The 17,828-nt window shown below is 71.2% G+C and carries 18 protein-coding genes; 3 read left to right on the top strand and 15 right to left on the bottom strand.

Going from position 1 to position 17,828, the window contains the following annotated elements; translation table 11 throughout:
- Nucleotides 1-164: 164 nt before the first annotated feature.
- The 3 genes from CK206_RS00925 to sigE all read right to left on the bottom strand — a co-directional run bounded on the left by CK206_RS00925 (nucleotide 165) and on the right by sigE (nucleotide 2,884).
- Nucleotides 165-1,682 carry a S1C family serine protease gene (locus tag CK206_RS00925; protein ID WP_096907202.1) on the bottom strand — a complete coding sequence of 506 codons (1,518 nt, stop codon included), beginning with the start codon at nucleotides 1,680-1,682 and terminating at the stop codon, nucleotides 165-167.
- Nucleotides 1,683-1,692: 10 nt separating this feature from the next.
- Complete coding sequence (locus tag CK206_RS00920; RefSeq protein WP_067718415.1) at nucleotides 1,693-2,124, bottom strand: anti-sigma factor; 432 nt, start codon at nucleotides 2,122-2,124, stop codon at nucleotides 1,693-1,695.
- A 139-nt stretch (nucleotides 2,125-2,263) separates the two neighbouring features.
- Nucleotides 2,264-2,884, bottom strand: a complete 621-nt coding sequence (gene sigE, locus CK206_RS00915) for an RNA polymerase sigma factor SigE (RefSeq protein ID WP_069388940.1) — start codon at nucleotides 2,882-2,884, stop codon at nucleotides 2,264-2,266.
- Between the two features lie 202 nt (nucleotides 2,885-3,086).
- Between sigE and CK206_RS00910 the strand changes: the two genes are divergently transcribed.
- The gene (locus CK206_RS00910) at nucleotides 3,087-3,695 is read left to right on the top strand and encodes a hypothetical protein (protein WP_096905235.1); all 609 of its coding nucleotides are present in this window, start codon (nucleotides 3,087-3,089) and stop codon (nucleotides 3,693-3,695) included.
- A 57-nt stretch (nucleotides 3,696-3,752) separates the two neighbouring features.
- Here the strand turns inward: CK206_RS00910 and CK206_RS00905 are convergent, their stop codons facing one another.
- Entirely contained in the window at nucleotides 3,753-4,844 is a 1,092-nt protein-coding gene (locus tag CK206_RS00905; protein WP_216824158.1) for an IS110 family transposase, read from the bottom strand.
- Between the two features lie 236 nt (nucleotides 4,845-5,080).
- Nucleotides 5,081-6,307: a glucose-1-phosphate adenylyltransferase gene (gene glgC / locus CK206_RS00900; RefSeq protein ID WP_067718424.1), complete on the bottom strand. Its 1,227-nt coding sequence runs from the start codon at nucleotides 6,305-6,307 to the stop codon at nucleotides 5,081-5,083.
- A 143-nt stretch (nucleotides 6,308-6,450) separates the two neighbouring features.
- Between glgC and glgA the strand changes: the two genes are divergently transcribed.
- On the top strand, nucleotides 6,451-7,617 hold the full coding sequence (gene glgA / locus CK206_RS00895; protein WP_216824112.1) for a glycogen synthase: 1,167 nt from the start codon (nucleotides 6,451-6,453) through the stop codon (nucleotides 7,615-7,617).
- Here the strand turns inward: glgA and CK206_RS00890 are convergent.
- The 9 genes from CK206_RS00890 to CK206_RS00850 form a co-directional block, all read right to left on the bottom strand.
- Entirely contained in the window at nucleotides 7,606-8,574 is a 969-nt protein-coding gene (locus CK206_RS00890) for a putative RNA methyltransferase (protein WP_371607052.1), read from the bottom strand. The two genes, glgA and CK206_RS00890, sit on opposite strands and share 12 nt — an antisense overlap.
- A gap of 53 nt (nucleotides 8,575-8,627) precedes the next feature.
- Nucleotides 8,628-10,103: a M17 family metallopeptidase gene (locus CK206_RS00885; protein ID WP_096905231.1), complete on the bottom strand. Its 1,476-nt coding sequence runs from the start codon at nucleotides 10,101-10,103 to the stop codon at nucleotides 8,628-8,630.
- Between the two features lie 78 nt (nucleotides 10,104-10,181).
- Nucleotides 10,182-10,349, bottom strand: coding sequence for a DUF3117 domain-containing protein (locus tag CK206_RS00880; protein ID WP_067718434.1), 168 nt, complete (start codon nucleotides 10,347-10,349; stop codon nucleotides 10,182-10,184).
- Nucleotides 10,350-10,441: 92 nt separating this feature from the next.
- Nucleotides 10,442-10,810, bottom strand: coding sequence for a DivIVA domain-containing protein (locus CK206_RS00875; protein ID WP_096905230.1), 369 nt, complete (start codon nucleotides 10,808-10,810; stop codon nucleotides 10,442-10,444).
- A gap of 75 nt (nucleotides 10,811-10,885) precedes the next feature.
- Nucleotides 10,886-11,782 carry a dihydropteroate synthase gene (gene folP, locus CK206_RS00870; RefSeq protein ID WP_096905229.1) on the bottom strand — a complete coding sequence of 299 codons (897 nt, stop codon included), beginning with the start codon at nucleotides 11,780-11,782 and terminating at the stop codon, nucleotides 10,886-10,888.
- Entirely contained in the window at nucleotides 11,779-12,336 is a 558-nt protein-coding gene (locus tag CK206_RS00865; RefSeq protein ID WP_067718442.1) for a TIGR00730 family Rossman fold protein, read from the bottom strand. Before CK206_RS00865 ends, folP begins: the two co-directional genes overlap by 4 nt.
- A complete protein-coding gene (locus CK206_RS00860; RefSeq protein ID WP_067718445.1) occupies nucleotides 12,333-13,133 on the bottom strand; it encodes a TIGR00730 family Rossman fold protein in 801 nt (266 codons plus the stop codon). The genes CK206_RS00865 and CK206_RS00860 overlap by 4 nt, the downstream gene beginning before the upstream one ends.
- Nucleotides 13,134-13,218: 85 nt before the next feature.
- Entirely contained in the window at nucleotides 13,219-14,406 is a 1,188-nt protein-coding gene (dapE, locus tag CK206_RS00855) for a succinyl-diaminopimelate desuccinylase (protein ID WP_096905228.1), read from the bottom strand.
- Entirely contained in the window at nucleotides 14,393-15,490 is a 1,098-nt protein-coding gene (locus CK206_RS00850; RefSeq protein ID WP_081470573.1) for an IS630 family transposase, read from the bottom strand. Before CK206_RS00850 ends, dapE begins: the two co-directional genes overlap by 14 nt.
- A 101-nt stretch (nucleotides 15,491-15,591) precedes the next feature.
- Here CK206_RS00850 and dapD point away from each other — a divergent pair, with 101 nt between their 5' ends.
- Entirely contained in the window at nucleotides 15,592-16,560 is a 969-nt protein-coding gene (gene dapD, locus CK206_RS00845; protein ID WP_067718447.1) for a 2,3,4,5-tetrahydropyridine-2,6-dicarboxylate N-succinyltransferase, read from the top strand.
- 153 nt (nucleotides 16,561-16,713) lie between these two features.
- Here the strand turns inward: dapD and dapC are convergent, their stop codons facing one another.
- On the bottom strand, nucleotides 16,714-17,826 hold the full coding sequence (gene dapC, locus CK206_RS00840) for a succinyldiaminopimelate transaminase (protein ID WP_173674745.1): 1,113 nt from the start codon (nucleotides 17,824-17,826) through the stop codon (nucleotides 16,714-16,716).
- Nucleotides 17,827-17,828: the final 2 nt, after the last annotated feature.

Genomic DNA, 17,828 nt, shown 5'->3' with positions numbered 1-17,828 from the left:
TGGCGGGGCTTCTGAACCAAGCTCCTATGAGGTCACAAACGCCCGTCCGGTCGCGTGCGTAGCGATCCCCCGAGCGGGCCGACAAATCCGCTTCTAGTCAGCCACCGCGACGGTCAGCCCGTGAGTCAGACCCGCCCGAAGAACCACTACACACATCATCACTGTCAGCCCAGCGCGGGGCGCACGGTCAGTTCGACCCGCGTTCCACCGCGGATGACCTGGACCGGGACGTCGACGTCCGCCCCGGCGCGACGGACGGCCACCACCAGTTCATCGGAGGAACGCACCTGCCGGTCACCGACCCTGGTCACGACGTCCCCTTCCCGGAGTCCGCCCTCCTCGGCGGGCGAGCCCTCACGCACGTTGACGATCTCGGCGCCCTCCACCGACCCGTTGTCCGCCTTGCGGGCGTTGACGCCGATCGTGGCGTGGCGGACCGCCCCGTCGGTCATGAGCGACGTCGCAATCTCGCGGACGTCGTTGACCGGGATGGCGAAGCCGAGACCGATGGAACCCCCGGACTGGGTGAAGATGGAGGTGTTGATACCGATGACCGCTCCGGTCCCGTCGATGAGCGGTCCCCCGGAGTTACCGGGGTTGATGGCGGCGTCCGTCTGGATCGCGTCGATCACCACGTCGCCGTCCGAGGTGGCCTCCCCGAGGGCGATCGGGCGCCGGGTCGCCGAGACGATGCCCTCGGTGACGGTCCGGGCGAGTCCGAGGGGCGAGCCGATGGCGATGACCTGCTCCCCCACCTGGACGTCGTCCGAATCGCCCAGGGTGGCGACGGTGAGGTTCTGGACGTCGTCGACCTTGAGGACCGCGAGGTCGGTGGCGGGGTCGCGCCCCACCATCTCGGCCGAGGCCCTGGAGCCGTCGGGGAAGATGACGTCGATGTCCGCGCGGTCGGCGGCGCCGTCCATGGTGACGACGTGGTTGTTCGTCACGATGTAGCCCTGTGGGTCGATGACGATGCCGGAGCCCTCCCCCTGGGCCGACGCCGTGGACACCGAGATGTTGACTACGGCGGGTTGGACGCGCTGAGCGACCTCACCGACCGGGTTGTCGGATCGGACGACGTTCTCCGGGGCGTCGGCGATCCGGACGGTGGACGTGGTGAGGACGCGCGCGGAGTCCGCCACGACGGCGCCGATGGCGCCCGCGACGAGGGCGACGACGGCGACGGCCGCGGTCGCGCCGGCCACGGCCTGACTGCTCAGCCGACGTTCGAACAGTGCCTCGGACAGCGAGAGCCTGGCAGCGGGGGCCGCGGCCGCGCCCGACAGGTCGACCGGCTCATGGTCGGCAGTGGCGGGCACCGCGGGTGCGCCGTACCCGACCGGAGCGTCGGGGTCGCGCCACGGGTCCGGAGCGGGCGGCGGTGGAACCTCGGACTCGTCCTGCCACGCCGGATGCCGCTCTATACCCCGAGCGGCTCCCGGGGCCGGGGCGAAGGCCTGCTCGAGGACCGGATCGGCGTCGCTGCCGAGGAGCGGGCCGGGGTGCGCGGCGGCACCGACTCGGGACGGGTCGAATCCACCGGTGACCCCGTCTGGTCGGGCGAACCGTGCGACATCGTCCTCGCCCACGGCCGGCCGATCGATCGGGGCGGGTTCACGAAGCGGGCGGTCCGGTTCCCCGTCCCGCGCCGCGGGCCCGGCCGCGCCTGTGTCGTCCTCCACCCGGCCCACCCTAGTTGCCGCGTCGCCACAGCCGGCGAAGCAGTCTCGACCAACCGTGGGTCTCCTCGGACCCGGCCACCGGATCGGGGCCCGTCCGCGTGGCCGGATCGGGTGCGTCCTCGAGTGACCGCAGCCGTTCGAGGAGTTCGCGGGGCATCTGGATGGGGCCGGATCCGCGCAGTGCGCGGCGTGCCTCACGCTGGACCTCGACCTCCCGACGACAGTGCGGACACCGGGCCAGGTGGGCGTCGGCCCGGGACTGCCCCGAGGGCGGTAGCCGACCGTCGACATAGGCTGCCGCGGCTTCCGTGGAGAGGTGGTCGGTGGACAGGAAGCTCTCCCTGGCGCGGGGCGGGCCGGTCCTGTCGACCACTTTCCGCGCCGAGTCGAACGACAGCGTGAACTCGGGGCCGGGTCCGCGTTCGTGGAGGTGTCTGTCCACGCCCCTCCCCTTCTCCGGTCATCTCGTGGGCTCGTCCGAGTCCCCGTCGAGGGGTCAACGTCCGGCGTACCCGCAGGGTTCCCGCGCCGCCACCTGCTGTTCCCGGTACGGACGCGGGTTGTGCCGATCGCCGGAGGGATCAGTCGATGCGCTGGTGGGCGCCGGTGACCCCGGCCGCCTCGAGTTCCGCACGCAACGCGGCCCGTCCGCGGTGGATCCGGCTCCTGACGGTGCCCATCTTCACGCCCAGGATGCGTCCGACCTCCTCGTAGCTGAGGTCCTCGATGTCACTGAGGACCACGGCGGCGCGGAACTCCGGAGACAGGTTGGCCAGCGCGGTCTGCAGGACGGGGTCGAACGTCTCCTCCGAGATCACCTGCTCCGGGCTGCGTTCTCGACCGGGCACCCTTTCGGCGTCCTCGGGCAGCGCCTCGAAGCGGATGCGCCCGCGCCGGCGTGCCGAATCGAGGAACAGGTTGGTGACGATGCGGTGCATCCAGCCCTCGAAGGTCCCCGGCTTGTAGCGGTCCAGCGAGCGGAACACCCTGATGAACGCCTCCTGGGTGATGTCCTCGGCGTCGTGGGCGTTCCCGCAGAGGCGGTACGCCAGGCGGTAGACACGGTCACCGTGCTGCGCGACGAGCTCGGACCAGGACGGCATGTCCGTAGCCTCGCCGGTGGCGTCGAAACGAGCGGTCCCGGCCGCCTCGTCGAGGGCGACCGGTGCGATCGCCGTCCCGTGCACGGTTCGTGAGTACATGCGCTGCCGCCGCCTTCCGGCCCGGGCCTGTGGGAGCCCGCGCGGTGGTGGCCGCGCCCTCGTGGCGCGACGTGTGCCCACCCTCCCCTACGGGGCTGTCCTCACGGTATACACGTACTGAGACAGCCCTGAGAGTCTGATACCGATCCGATCACCGCGCGTTGGTCACCGCTGCCTCCCCGGTCGGGGATACGCTGCTCAGGTGTCCGATTCCTCTGATGTCCCCGCCACCGATCGTTCCGGTCTCGACGGGATGGCGCAACGCAGCGCCGCCCTCGTCGACGACTCGCTCTACGCCTCCGCACGGGCCGAGGCCGAGGAACTCGGGGCCGCCTCGCCGGACGCCCTGACCGCGGACGCGATCCGCCTGGTGGCCCGCTTGAACGGCACCCGCGCCGCCGTGTGCATCACCCCCGCGCCGGGAGTCCCCGCTCTGGCGATCCTCGCGGCGGCCGCGCCCGGCTCCGGAACCGTGGTCACCTGCATCACCGACGACCCGCATCACCTCGAGGCGGCGCGATCGGCCGTCCGCGGCGCGGGCCATCCCGCCTCCTCCGCCCGCTACATCGCCGCCCGGCCGCTCGAGGTGGCCGACAAACTCGCGGACGGCGCCTACGACCTCGTGGTCGCGGACGTCCCGGCACATTCGGTGCCGCGCGTGATCTCCCGATCCCACCAGCTGTTGCGCGCCGGCGGCGCGCTGGTCCTGATGGGCGAGCACGCCCCGCTGCCCGAGGACGCGGAGCTCCCCGAGCGCGCGCACGTCACGGTGCTCCCCGTGGGGACCGGCCTGACCGTGGTCACCCTCTGAGCGGTCCTCCCCTCCCGAGGGTTCGCCCCCCGGGGCGCGAGGATGCTCCTATGGATGTCAAGCGGCTTTGGCGAGGTCGGCGGTGGTCGGTGCTTTGGTGGCGGGGTCGCGAGCCTGTAGGTCGTTGATCAGGGCATGGTAGATCTCGCGCGCGATGTGGCGTTTGAGGCAGCGCATGATGTCTTTCTTGGACAGGCCTTGCGCGGTTCGTCGGTCAACGTATGAGCGGGTGCGTTCGTCCCATCGCATGCGGCTCAGTGCGATGGTATGCAGGGCGTGGTTCGCGGCCCGGTCGCCACCGCGGTTGAGTCGGTGTCGGTCTCGTCGTCCTGAAGAGGCAGGGATCGGGGCCACGCCGCACAGGTGCGCGAACGCCGCTTCGGAGCGCAGCCTGTCTGGGTTGTCGCCCGCGGTGGCCAGAAGCTGCCCGGCGACGTCAGGTCCCACGCCCATGCGGTTCATCAGGGTCGGAGCCGTCTGCGCGGTCAGGGCTTTTAGCTCGACGTCGAGGTCGGCGATCTCCTCACTCAGTGCCAGGATCCGGCGGCTCAGAATGCGTAGTGCCGCCTTGGTCGCGCCGAGGGGACTAGCGAGGTCGCTGGGACGGAACCGGGCGCAGACTACGGCCAGCTCGCGGGCGGGCAGGCCACGCAACTGGGCTCGCAATTCCTCCGGAGCGGTGATCACCAGCTGCCTGGCCTGGTTGATCGCTTGGGTGCGGGCCTTGACCGCGGAGCGCCGAGGCACACGCAAGGCCCGGACGGCCTCCACGATCCCGTCGCGGGTCTTCGGCACGCCAGTGGCACGCCCGGAGGCGACCGCGGTAGCAGCGGCATAGGCGTCTATCGGGTCGGACTTGCCCTTCATCCGCCGGGTCTTGCGGTCGGGTCGGTCGACTTCGACCACCGGTAGTCCGGCCCGGGCCAGCACCCGAGACAGCTCGGCGCCGTAGGCTCCGGTGCCCTCGACCCCAACGGCCTGCACGGTGCCGTGGCCGCCGAGCCATGAAAGTAGCTGCCGGTACCCGGAACCCGTGGCCGGGAACTCTCGGTCGGCCAGATGCCGCCCGAGGGAGTCGATCACCGCCGCGTGATGGGTCTGGCCATGCGTATCCACTCCGGCGATGACATGCACGTGCTGATCGGACATCATGGTCACTGCTGCCTTTCTCGTTGATCCCGGTGGGGCAGCACGCGCCGGCCAGGCGGGCGGACAAGACAGTGGCGGGGCTTCTGAACCAAGCTCCTATGAGGTCACAAACGCCCGTCCGGTCGCGTGCGTAGCGATCCCCCGAGCGGGCCGACAAATCCGCTTCTAGTCAGCCACCGCGACGGTCAGCCCGTGAGTCAGACCCGCCCGAAGAACCACTACACACATCATCACTGTCAGCCCTGCAGTGAGGTGGTGGTGTTCTTGGCGACGCTCACCACGCCGCCCGCGCTGACCGGGAACCGGCTGCGATCGCGTTCGTGATCCACACCGATCAGGTCCCCGTCGCCGATGTGGCAGTTCTTGTCGACGATCGCCTTGCGGACCACGGCCCCGCGACCGATGCGGACGCCCGGCATGAGGACACTGCCCTCGACGACCGCCCCGTCCTCGACGATGACGTTGTTCGACAACACCGAGTTGCGCACGGTGGCGGCGGAGACGATCGTCCCCGAGCCGACCATGGACTCCTGGGACATGCCGCCGTTGACGAACTTCGCCGGCGGCAGGTTGTCCTGCTGGGTCCGGATGGGCCACAGGGAGTTGTAGAGGTTGAACACGGGGTGCACCGACACCAGGTCCATGTGCGCGTCGTAGAACGCGTCGATGGTGCCCACGTCGCGCCAGTACCCGGCATCACGCTCGGTCTCGCCGGGGACGTTGTTCAGGGCGAAGTCGTAGACGTAGGCCCGCTCCTGCTCGACGAGGGCCGGGATGATGTCGCCGCCCATGTCGTGGGTGGAGTCGGGCTTCTCCGCGTCCGCCTTGAGCGCCTCGATGAGGGCGTCGGTGGTGAAGATGTAGTTGCCCATGGAGGCGAAGGTCGCGTCCGGATCATCCGGCGTGCCCGGGGGGTCGGAGGGCTTCTCGACCCAGCCGCGGATCAGGTCGTCGTCGCCGGCGTCGATGCAGCCGAACGCGAACGCCTCGCTGCGCGGGACACGGATCCCCGCGACGGTCACGGCGGCGCCGGTGGAGATGTGGTGGTCCAGCATCTGCCTGGGGTCCATCCGGTACACGTGGTCCGCGCCGAACACGACGATGTGGTCCGGCTTCTCGTCGTAGACCAGGTTGAGCGACTGCAGGATCGCGTCGGCCGACCCGGTGTACCAGCGGGGGCCCAGACGTTGCTGGGCGGGGACCGGTGCGACGTACTCGCCGCCCATCCCGCGCATATGCCACACCTGGGCGATGTGGCGGTCCAGCGAGTGGGACTTGTACTGGGTGAGGACGCAGATCTGCATGAACCCCGCGTTGACGAGGTTGCTGAGCACGAAGTCGATGAGACGGTAGGACCCCCCGAACGGCACCGCGGGTTTGGCCCGGTCCGCCGTCAGCGGGAAGAGTCGCTTGCCCTCGCCACCGGCGAGGACGATTGCTAGGACGTGCGGCTGATTCCTCACGCCCCCACCGTATCGACTCCGCCCTCACCCGGACCGGTCATCGTGGGGTTTGCCCCCGCCCAGTACCGAACCGTAACCCCGCGGTCGGGCGGTGTTCGCCGGGCACGCCTCGGGCGGGGGCCCGAGCGACTACCTTGGCCGGTGTGCGAGTAGCGATGATGACGAGGGAGTACCCGCCTGAGGTCTACGGCGGTGCCGGAGTGCACGTGACCGAACTGGTGGCCAACCTACGGCCGCTGTGCGAGGTGGACGTGCTGTGCATGGGGGCCGACCGCGACACCGCCCGCGCTTTCCGACCGGATCCCGAGTTGGGCGCGGACGCCAACCCCGCGATCCAGACTCTCTCCGCCGGGTTGCGCATGAGCGTCGCGGCCGAGAGCGCGGACCTCGTCCACTCCCACACCTGGTACACGGGGCTCGCCGGGCACCTCGCGGGGCAGCTCTACGGCATCCCGCACGTTGTGTCCGCGCACTCGCTGGAGCCCAGCCGGCCGTGGAAGGCCGAGCAGCTCGGCGGCGGATACCGGGTCTCGTCGTGGTCGGAGCGCACCGCCTTCGCGGGCGCCGACGCGGTGGTCGCGGTGAGCGCCCGGATGAAGGACGAGATCCTGCGCGTCTACCCCGAGATCGACCCGGACCGCATCCACGTGATCCTCAACGGCATCGACACCTCCGTGTGGTCACCCGTCGAGACCTTCGCCGGCGAGGGTTCGGTCCTGCGTCGGAACGGGGTGGACCCGGACCGGCCGATCGTGGCGTTCGTCGGCCGGATCACCCGGCAGAAGGGCGTGCCGCACCTGGTGCGCGCCGCCCGGGACTTCCACCCTGACGCCCAGCTGGTGCTGTGTGCCGGCGCCCCGGACACCCCCGAGATCGCTGCCGAGATGGAGTCGCTGGTGGCGGAGCTGCAGTCCACCCGCGACGGTGTGTTCTGGCTGCGTGACATGCTGCCCCGCGAGGAGGTCATCGAGATCCTCTCCTCCGCGACGGTCTTCGCCTGTCCGTCGGTCTACGAGCCACTGGGCATCGTCAACCTGGAGGCGATGGCGTGCGACACGGCGGTCGTGGCGTCCGATGTCGGTGGGATCCCCGAGGTGGTCGTCGACGGCGAGACGGGCACCCTCGTCCACTACGACGACTCCGCGACCGACGCATTCGAGGCCGGGCTCGCGGCTGCCGTCAACGACCTGGTGGCGGACCCAGGCAAGGCCGCCCGGATGGGTCGGGCGGGCAAGGAGCGGGCCAGTACCCGGTTCTCGTGGCAGGCGATCGCGGAGCAGACCCATCGGATGTACGCCTCACTGCTGTAGAGGCTCCCCTGGCCGTGGAGGCGGCCTCCCGGCCGGCAGCGCCCGGTAGGTGTGCACCTCGACGTGTATCCGGACCGGGCGGTCCTGCGGGCCCAACCGGGCCTCGAGCCCGGACCTGTCGAGGTGGACGCCGCTCGGCCCCATGAGCGCCAGGTCCACGGCCACCGGGGCGGGGACCTCGGTGAGCACGTCGACGGTACGCACCTCGCCGGGGCGGAAGTGGTCGGCGAGGTCCGCGTCCAGGCGGTCCGACTTGTCCGGGGCCGGCTCCAGCATGCCGCCGGCCGAACGCAGCGGCTCGAGATGGCCCGGCCCGGGAACGGCGACGACCAACGTGCCACCCGGCCGGAGCACCCGGGCGAACTCCGCCGGGTTCCTCGGGGCGAAGACCACCTGCACCAGGTCGACGCAGTCGTCCGCGAGCGGGAGTCCGTCCCAGGTGTCCGCGACCAGGGCCGCGACGTCATCGTGGACCCTGGCGAGTCGGCGCGCCGCCGCGGTGGAGATCTCCGTGCCGACCCCCAGCACGGCCGGTCCGGGCCCGCCCGGTCCGGACTCGTCCGGCCCGCCCTCATCCGTCCCGAGCTCGCCCGTCGGACGTCCGGCCGCGGCCAGCGCGTCGACGACACCGGCGAGGTAGAAGCCGGTCCCGGCGCCGGGCTCGAGCACCACCGGCCGGGCCGGTCCCGCGTGGACGCCGCCGGTCCCGGGCGCGAACACCTCGCGGGCGACTCCGGCGAGGATCGCCACGAGGGGGTCGAACAGTCCCGAGCCGAGGACCCGGTCGCGCGCCGCGACCTGATCCGCACCGTCGCCGGGGAAGCGCCGGCCGCGGGGACCGAAGAGGCTGAGGTGCCCCTGCCGGGCCCTGTCGAACGAATGCCCGGCAGCGCACACCACCGCCCGGTCCGCTGCCTCCATACCCTGTCCGCAGACCGGACAGCGCAACAGCGGCACGACGCGGTCGAGGGCGGCCCGCCCCGAGCCCGCAGGTGCTGACGGGGAGGAACTCACAGGCGGGGCCGGTCCGCGAGGTCACGGAGCAACACCAGCAGGGTGCGAGTCGCGAACCCCGTGGCCACCGGCCCGACCTCGTCGATCTCCTCGGACGAGCGGGCCGGCCCGGCGATGTCGAGGTGCGCCCACGGCCGACCGTCCACGAAGCCCTCGAGGAACAACGCCGCGGTGATGGCACCCGGCCCCGTGGGTGCCTGCCGACGGTCGGCGATGTCGGAGCGGACCGCCGGGCGCAGATCGTCGGGGAGCGGCAGCCGCCACCATCGCTCCCCCGCCGCGGCCCCCGCCGCGGCGACCCGGTCCGCGAGGTCGTCGTCGTTCGCCATCACCGCACCTGTACGCATCCCCAGCGCGACCTTCATCGCACCCGTGAGGGTGGCCACGTCCACGACGACCTCCGGGTCGCACTCGGCGATGCCGTGGGCGAGCGCGTCGGCGAGGACCATCCGGCCCTCCGCGTCCGTGTTCGTGACCTCGGACGTCGTTCCGCCCACGTGCGTGACGACGTCACCGGGGCGGTAGGCGGAACCGGACAGCATGTTCTCGGCGGAGGGCACCACCACGGTCAGGTCGACATCGGCGTACCCGGGCGACCCGTCCGAACAGAACGCCGCGGCCGCCGCCACGACCGCGGCCGAGCCCGCCATGTCCGTGCGCATGAGGTGCATTCCGTCGGCGGGCTTGACCGAGATACCCCCGGTGTCGAAGGTGATGCCCTTGCCCACCAGCAGCACCCGCGGGCCCGGGCCGGGGCGGCGGGCCACCAGGACGCGCGGGCCGGCCGCCGAGCCCCCGCCCACCGCGAGCACGCCGCCGAACCCGCCGGAGACGAGCCCCTCTCCCTCGATGACCTCGGTCCGCATGCCCGCCTCACCTAGTGCCTCGGCCATCCGGGCCACCAGCCACTCGGGTGTCTTCAGATCGGAGGGGGCCCCGGCGAGATCGCGCGCCATCGCCGTGGCCCGGGCTTCCTCCTCGGCCGCCGCCACCGCGCGGGCGACGATCACCTCGTCGTCGTCGCCACTGCCCGGACCGGCCGCCACCTCCACGACCAGATCGGGAACGACCGGTGCGGGGTCCGCGGCGAAGACGTCCTGGCCCCGCGCACCCAGGAGGTACCCGATGACCAGATCGCCTACCCGGTCCGCCGGTAGGGCCCCGGGCACGGCCACGGTCACCGGCCCCTCCGCCCGCGAGTCCCGTAGGTGGCGGGCCAACGCGGCGCCCACCCGCCGGTGCCCCAGACCGTGATCCGCCGCCCCCGACCAGCCCGGACGGGGCGCGGAGTCGGCCAACTCGACCTCGACCACCGGTCGCCCGTCGTGGACGGAGACCCGCGCCTCGTCGGCGCGCCCCAGCGGCACGCGACCGGGCTCGGGAGCGCGGGTGACGACCGCCAGCGCGGCATCGGGGGCGGGACCGGAGACGACACGGACCGAGGGCAGGGGACGGCCGGGGACGGCGGACATCGACGAGGACCTTCCGGGATACGAGTCGGCGCACCCGCCACGAGGGTCGGATGCGCCGGCATCGGTGGGGCGACGAGATCAGGAGATGGCCTGCGACAGCTCCTCGCTGAGCGACTTGGCCTCATCGGGGGTCAGCTCGACGACGAGACGCCCGCCACCCTCCAGAGGGACGCGCATGACGATCCCACGGCCTTCCTTAGCCGCCTCCATCGGTCCGTCACCGGTCCTGGGCTTCATAGCCGCCATCGAGTCGTTTCCCTTCGTCCTTGTCCGCGGGGCGGCGCACTGTACGAGCGCCCGTGCCCACGATCGGTACTGCTGAGTGGATGATGTCGATTCTAGCGCGTCCGGCCGCGTCCGGACGCCGTAGCGGGACGACCGTCCACCCCGTTCTGCGCCCCGTTCGCCGCGGCGTCCCCGGCCACGGTGACGTCCTCGCCCGACCGGGCCCGGAGCCGGTCGATCTCCACCGCCGCCTGCTCGAGTGCCCAGTCGACCTCTGCCATGGTGTATCCACGGGCCGACATGCCGAATCGCACCGACCGGAGATCATCACCGGCCAGGGCCCCGTCCGGCAGGTGGGTGACCGTGTGGTCCCGGGCCACGGGCGGCAACACCTCGGAACGGCCGAACACCACGAGCGACAGCCCGAACAGCCCCGCCGCGACGACCAGGGTGACGACCACGTAGACGACGATGGTGAGCATTCCCGTGCTCCCCTCCTGTAGTGACTAGCGCCGCGACCAGTCTGGCACACGGCCCGCCCCTGGCGGTGTGGCAAGTCACGCCAGGCCGCGTACGGTTCGCGCAGGTCGGCGCGTCCCCACGATCGACGACACCATCTCGAGGGCGCGCAGTGTGCCCGGGACGTCGTGGGTGCGGAAGACCCGCGCCCCGAGGTAGGCCGCGACCGAGGTCGCCGCGAGGGTGCCCTCCGCGCGGTCGTCCACGCCCGCGTCCAGGGTCTCGCCGATGAAGTCCTTGTTGCTCAGCGCCATGAGGACCGGGTGCCCGACCGCCACGATCTCGTCCATCCGTCGCAACAACTCGAGGCCGTGGAAGGTGTTCTTGCCGAAGTCGTGCGTGGGGTCGATGAGGATGCCGTCCGGCGGGACACCGGCCGCCAGCGCGCGGTCGGCAGCTGCCGAGAGTTCGTCGACCACGTCGCGGACGACGTCGGCATACCCCACGCGGAACGGCCGCGTCCGGGGCACCGCGCCGCCCGTGTGCGAACAGACGAACCCGGCGCGCGCCTCCCCCGCCGCGGTCAGGACGCCGGGATCGTGCCCCGCCCACGTGTCGTTGACCAGGTCCGCCCCGGCCGCCAACGCGCGCCGGGCGACCTCGCCCCGCCAGGTGTCGATCGAGATCACCACGTCCGGGTGACGGTCACGCACGGCCTGTACGAACGGCACGACCCTGCGGGTCTCCTCCGCGGCGTCGACGAGGTCACCGGCCCCGGCCTTGACGCCGCCGATGTCGAGGATGTCTGCGCCGGCCGCCACCACCTCGTCGACCCGCGCCATCGCCGCCGTGTCGGTGAACGTGGCCCCACGGTCGTAGAAGGAGTCCGGCGTACGGTTGACGATCGCCATCACCAGCGGGCGATCGACCGGGACCGGGCGGCCACACAGGGTGGGCGCCGGCGCCGGCGCCGGAGCGGCACCGGCACCGGTCATCCCCGACCTCCACAGGCGTCGAGCGCGGCCTCGAGATCGTCACACACGACCAGGCTCGCCATCGCCTCGTCCTTGACCAATCCGGCCTCCACCAACCCTCCGACCCAGTCCAGCAAGGGGCGGTAGAACCCGATCGGGTCGTAGAGCACCACCGGCTTGTGGTGGAAGCCCAGGGACGCCGAGGTCCACATCTCGAACATCTCCTCCATCGTCCCGATCCCGCCGGGCAGGGTGAGGAACGCGTCGGATCGTTCCTCCATCTCCCGCTTGCGTTCCCGCATGGTCGTGACGACGACGAGTTCGTCGGCCGCGGTGTCGGCGACCTCGCGGACCCGCAGCCCCTCGGGGATCACACCGACGGTGCGTGCGCCACCCGCGCGGGCCGACTCGGCGAGCGCACCCATCATCGAGACGTTGCCGCCGCCCGAGACGAGCGACCACCCGCGTCTGGCGATGCCCTCCCCCACCTGCGTCGCGATGGCCAGCATCTCCGGGTCGTACGTGGAGGAGGCGCAGTAGACGCAGACACGGCGACCGGCGACCGGCGCCGTCACCGCTCGACCCCGCGGTGCTCCTCGCCGTACAGGTCCTCCCGCTCCTCGGACGTCAGCGCCGCCCTGTGGTGGGCCTCGCGGATGTACTCCACGGTCTCCGCCACGGAGTCCGTCACCAGGAACAGGTCGGGGTCGGACGCGGAGATCATCCCCTCCTCCGCCAGCGTGCCGCGGATCCAGTCGGTCAGCGGGGCCCAGAAGTCCACGCCGAGCAGCACGATCGGGAACCTGGTGATCTTGTCGGTCTGGACGAGGGTGATGGCCTCGAAGAACTCGTCGAGGGTGCCGAACCCGCCCGGCGTGCACACGAAGGCCTGCGTGTACTTGACGAACATCGTCTTGCGGATGAAGAAGTAGCGGAAGTGCAGTCCCAGGTCCACCCACCGGTTCAGGCCCTGCTCGTGGGGCAACTCGATCCCGAGCCCGACAGACTCGCCATCCGCCTCCCACGCCCCCTTGTTCGCCGCCTCCATCTGCCCGGGGCCACCACCGGTGACCACCGCGTAGCCGGCCTCCACCAGCGCACGGCCCAACTCCACGGCCTGCTCGTACGCCGGGTCCCCGGGCCGGGTGCGGGCCGAACCGAACACACTGACGGCGTCCGACAGTTCGGCCAGCGCGCCGAAGCCGTTGACGAACTCGCTCTGGATGCGCAGCACCCGCCACGGGTCGGTGTGCAGCCAGTCGGTGTCCTGGTTCTTGTCCAGCAGCCGCTGGTCGGTGGTGGTGTGTTCGCCACCCTTCTCACGACGGACGAGGACGGGGCCTCGCATGTGCACGGGGTCGTTGGGGGCCATGGGCCGGGGGTCTCCTTCGATGATCTGGGGGTGGGGCCGAGAGTGGCGGTACCCGGGACATGGGCGATCCCGGGGCTCCCGCGCCCTAGCCGGTGAGGTAGGTGCGCAGCACCCTGCCGACCTCGGTGATCTGTGCCGCCGGACAGTACTCCTCACGCTTGTGGGCCATGCCGGGGTCGCCGGGGCCGAGGTTGACCGCCGGGATCCCCAGGGCCGCGAAACGGGACACGTCGGTCCACCCGTACTTCGCACGGACCCGCCCGCCGGCCGCACGGACGAGTTCCGCCGCGGCCGGGGCCCCCAGACCGGGCAACGCGCCCGGCGAGAGGTCGGTGAGTTCCCAGTACAGACCGGGCTCGGCGGGCGGGGTCTCCCCTTCCGCCACCCGTCGGAGACCGGTCAGCCCCAGGGCGTCGAGGGCGTGCGCGAGGGCGGCATCGGTGTCCCGGTCCGGGGCCGATCGGAAGTTCACGTCGAGCCAGGCCTCGTCCGGGACCGTGTTGCCGGCGACCCCCGCCGACATGCGCACGGCCTGCAGCCCCTCGCGGTAGACGCACCCGTCGATGTCCACCGACCGGGCCTCGTAGGCCGCGAGTGCCCCCAGCACCGGCGCGAGCTGATGCACGGCGTTGTCGCCCAGCCAGCTCCGCGCCGAATGGGCCCGCACGCCGCGGGCGTGGACCCGGATCCGCAGGGTCCCCTGGCAGCCGGCCTCGACGAGCCCGCCGGTCGGCTCACCGAGGATCGCCACATCGCCCGTCAACCAGTCGCGGTGCGTGCGCTCGAGGACCCCCAGACCGTTGGCCGTGGCTTCGATCTCCTCGCAGTCGTAGAGCACCAGGGTGAGATCGTGCGCCAGCTCGTCGGAGTCCGCCAGCGCGGCGAAGAGGTGCAGGAACACCGCGTCCCCGGACTTCATGTCCACTGTCCCGCACCCGTGCAGGACCGTGTCCGTCCCTTCGCCGGTGACCCGGCACGGGACGTTGTCGGCCAGGGGGACCGTGTCGAGGTGTCCGGCGAGCACGACCCGGGTCGGGAGGCCCCGGGAGGTACGGGCGAGGACCCGGTTGCCGTCGCGGACCACCTCCGTCCGGTCGGCGGCGGGCCCGGTGAACCCGGCGACGGTCGCGACGAGAGCGTCGTGGACCGCGGCGGCGATCGCATCCTCCTCCCGTGAGGGACTGGGGATGTCGACGAGGGCGCGGGTGAGGTCGACCGGGTCGGCGGTCAGATCGAGGGCGGCGGTCACGGCCCCCACCCTAGTGGTCCGCATTTGAAGTCTTCTTACGGTTGGCTTTCTTGAGGACTTCGTCGGCGGTTTTCGTCCAGACGAAGGGGTGGGATCGGTGGTTCCAGCCGTCGATGAAGGCGCGGATCTTCGCGTTGAGGTCCTTGACGGATGTAAAGATCCCACGGCGGATGGCCTGGCGTTCGACGATGCCGAACCACACCTCGACCAGGTTCATCCACGACGCGTGGGTGGGTGTGAAGTGGACCTTGAACCGGGGATTTTCGGCCAGCCAGGCCTTGACGTTTGCGTGCTTGTGGGCGGCGTAGTTGTCCATCACCAGGTGCAGCTCAACTGGCTGACCGTCGGCATCGACGACATGACGGTACGCCCGCTCGATCTGCTTCAAAAACGCCAGGAACTCCTGGTTCCGGTGACGCGGTTTGAGTGCGGCGGTGACCTGACCGGTGGCGATGTCCAGCGCCGCGAACAGGGTGCTGGTGCCGTGCCGGACGTAGTCGTGGCTGCGCCGCTCGATCAGGCCGGGCTGCATCGGCAAGATCGGCTGAGTACGATCCAGTGCCTGGATCTGGGACTTCTCATCCACGCACAACACGATCGCGTTCTCCGGCGGCGCCAGGTACAGGCCGCAGATGTCGGTGACTTTGCCGACCAGCTCAGGATCGGTGGAGAACCGGAACGACTCCGAGCGCCACGGCTTGATCCCGTAGGCACGCCACGCCGTGACCACCGTCGAGGCCGAGACCTTCAACCGGGACGCCAGCAGCCGCGACGACCAGTGGGTCACGCCCAGAGACTTCGGCGGCGGCATCAAGGTCGCCGTCACGATCTCCGCGTGATCGATCGTGCGCGGCCGACCAGAACGCTTCTCATCAGCCAGGCCCCCGATGCCCTTGTCCTCGTACCTGGACCGCCAGAGGTTCACCTTCGGCCGCGACGCCCCGGCCAACTCGGCGATCTCCGCATTACGCCGGCCCTCCGAAGCCAGCAGCACGATGCGAGCTCGCTGCACCATGCCTGCCGACATCGACTGCGAGCGCGTCATTCTCTCAAGCTTCTCGCGATCGCCGGGACGCAACATCAATGCCGGGGCAGGTCGATTCGCCATGCCCCATGATTTCACAAACCCAACTGTAAAACTACTTCACACGCACGACACTAGTTGCCCGTGACCCGTGCCCGTCGGGGCAGACCGCTAGCATCGGGGCCATGAGTGCACATGGAGCCGTGGCTACCGGAATCGCCACCCTGACGTCCGACCACACCGTTCTCGACGTGTGGTACCCCGAGCCGGAGCTGGGCGCCGCGTCCGCCGGCGGTCACCGGGTGCTGTCCGGAGACGAGGTACCCGCCGAACTGTCGCCGCTGACCGGCGCCGACGCCGACCGGGGGGTCGAGACGGTGGCCGTGCGGGTGGAGATCGAGGACCTGACCCAGCCCCCGGCCGACGCCTACGACGCCTACCTCCGGCTCCACCTCATCAGCCACCGCCTCATCAAGCCGCATTTCGCGAACATGGACGGCTTGTTCGGCAAGCTCAGCAACGTCGTGTGGACCAACTTCGGACCGTGCGCGGTCCCGGGCTTCGAGCTGGTGCGCGCCAAGCTGCGGGCCCGCGGCCCGGTCACGGTGTACGGCGTGGACAAGTTCCCGCGCATGGTGGACTACGTGGTCCCGTCGGGCGTTCGCATCGCCGACGCCGACCGCGTCCGCCTGGGCGCCCACCTGGCCGAGGGCACCACGGTCATGCACGAGGGGTTCGTCAACTTCAACGCCGGCACGCTGGGCGCGTCGATGGTCGAGGGTCGCATCTCCGCGGGCGTCGTGGTCGGCGCCGATTCCGATGTCGGCGGCGGGGCCTCCATCATGGGCACGCTCTCCGGCGGCGGCAAGGAGACCATCTCGATCGGTGAACGCTGCCTGCTCGGGGCCAACTCGGGTGTCGGTATCTCGCTGGGCGACGACTGCGTGGTCGAGGCCGGGCTGTACGTCACCGCCGGCACGAAGGTGGATGTCCGGGCGGGCGCCTGGGCCGAGCGGGAGCCCGTGAAGGCCGGCCAGCTCTCGGGCATGGACAACCTGCTCTTCCGGCGCAACTCACTGACCGGTTCCGTCGAGGCGGTGCCGTGGAAGCGCGAGGGCGTCGAGCTCAACGCGGATCTGCACGCCAACGACTGACGCCGACGCTCATCGGCGGCGTCACCCTCCGTCGACAAGGACGTTCCGCACACATCGCCCGAGAGGCGGTGCGCGGAACGTCCTTCTCGATGGGGCGATGCGGGCGGCCGGGCGGTGGGCGACGCGGGCGGCCGGGCGACGCGGGCGGCCTGCTCAGCCCAGTCGGCGCACGGCCTCGTCCACCGTGGCGTCGGTGGCGGTGAGCGCGATGCGGACGTGTCGCGCCCCGGCGGGTCCGTAGAACTCGCCCGGCGCGACCAGCACGCCGCGCTCGGCGAACCAGTCCACGGTGTCGCGGCAGGGCTCGTCGCGGCTGGCCCACAGGTACAGGCCGGCCTCTGAGTGATCGATCCGGAATCCGGCCGCCTCGACCGCGGGCAGCAGGCGTTCCCTGCGGGCCCGATACCGCTCACGCTGCTCGGCCTCGTGGGCGTCATCGCCCAGGGCGGCCGTCATGGCCGACTGGACGGGCAGCGGCATCATCATCCCGGCGTGCTTGCGCACCTCGAGCAGCTCGGCGACCAGGCCGGGATCACCGGCGACGAACCCGGCGCGGTAGGACGCGAGGTTCGAGGTCTTGGACAGCGAGTGCAGTGCGAGGAGACCGGTGTGGTCGCCGTCGCAGACACGTGGATCGAGGATCGAGGGCGCCTCGCCCTCCCACACCAGTCCGAGGTAACACTCGTCGGAGGCCACGATCACGCCGCGGTCGCGGGCCCAGCCGACCACCTTGCGCAGGTGGTCCACGCCGAGCACCTTGCCACTGGGGTTCGACGGCGAGTTGAGGTACAGCAACGTGGGCGAGGACGGGCCGAGCTGCATGAGCGAGTCGGCGCGAACCACCGTGGCCCCCGCCAGCAGTGCGCCGACCTCATAGGTCGGGTAGGCGACCTCGGGCACGACGACCGAGTGGCCCGGCCCCAGTCCGAGCTGGGCGGGCAGGCCCGCGATGAGTTCTTTTGTGCCGATCGCCGGTAGCACGGCGTCGGGAGTGAGCCCCGTGATGCCGTACCGGCGCTCCAGCGCGTCGACCGCGGCCCGCCGCAGAGCGGGGGTGCCGACGGTCGTGGGGTACCCGGGCCGGTCCGAGCCTGCGGCGAGCGCCTCGCGGATCACCGGGGCGACCGGATCCACGGGCGTACCGACGGTGAGGTCGACCAGACCGTCCGGGTGGGCGGAGGCGCGCGAGCGGGCGTCCGAGAGGGTGTCCCAGGGGAACACCGGGAGCGCGCGCCCGGGCGGTCGACGCTCCGGGCGCGACACCACCG

Source organism: Dietzia sp. WMMA184, assembly GCF_002441635.1.
GTDB classification, from domain to species: Bacteria; Actinomycetota; Actinomycetes; order Mycobacteriales; family Mycobacteriaceae; genus Dietzia; species Dietzia kunjamensis.
This window is presented reverse-complemented; position numbering and strand designations above follow the sequence as displayed.

Excerpts from the sequence above, each read along its gene's own strand:
- sigE (WP_069388940.1), bottom strand. The coding sequence starts at position 2,884 with ATGTACTCACGAACCGTGCACGGGACGGCGATCGCACCGGTCGCCCTC.
- CK206_RS00905 (WP_216824158.1), bottom strand. The coding sequence starts at position 4,844 with ATGTCCGATCAGCACGTGCATGTCATCGCCGGAGTGGATACGCATGGC.
- CK206_RS00885 (WP_096905231.1), bottom strand. The coding sequence starts at position 10,103 with ATGTCCGCCGTCCCCGGCCGTCCCCTGCCCTCGGTCCGTGTCGTCTCC.
- CK206_RS00880 (WP_067718434.1), bottom strand. The coding sequence starts at position 10,349 with ATGGCGGCTATGAAGCCCAGGACCGGTGACGGACCGATGGAGGCGGCT.
- CK206_RS00875 (WP_096905230.1), bottom strand. The coding sequence starts at position 10,810 with ATGCTCACCATCGTCGTCTACGTGGTCGTCACCCTGGTCGTCGCGGCG.
- folP (WP_096905229.1), bottom strand. The coding sequence starts at position 11,782 with ATGACCGGTGCCGGTGCCGCTCCGGCGCCGGCGCCGGCGCCCACCCTG.
- CK206_RS00860 (WP_067718445.1), bottom strand. The coding sequence starts at position 13,133 with ATGGCCCCCAACGACCCCGTGCACATGCGAGGCCCCGTCCTCGTCCGT.
- dapE (WP_096905228.1), bottom strand. The coding sequence starts at position 14,406 with ATGCGGACCACTAGGGTGGGGGCCGTGACCGCCGCCCTCGATCTGACC.
- CK206_RS00850 (WP_081470573.1), bottom strand. The coding sequence starts at position 15,490 with ATGGCGAATCGACCTGCCCCGGCATTGATGTTGCGTCCCGGCGATCGC.
- dapD (WP_067718447.1), top strand. The coding sequence starts at position 15,592 with ATGAGTGCACATGGAGCCGTGGCTACCGGAATCGCCACCCTGACGTCC.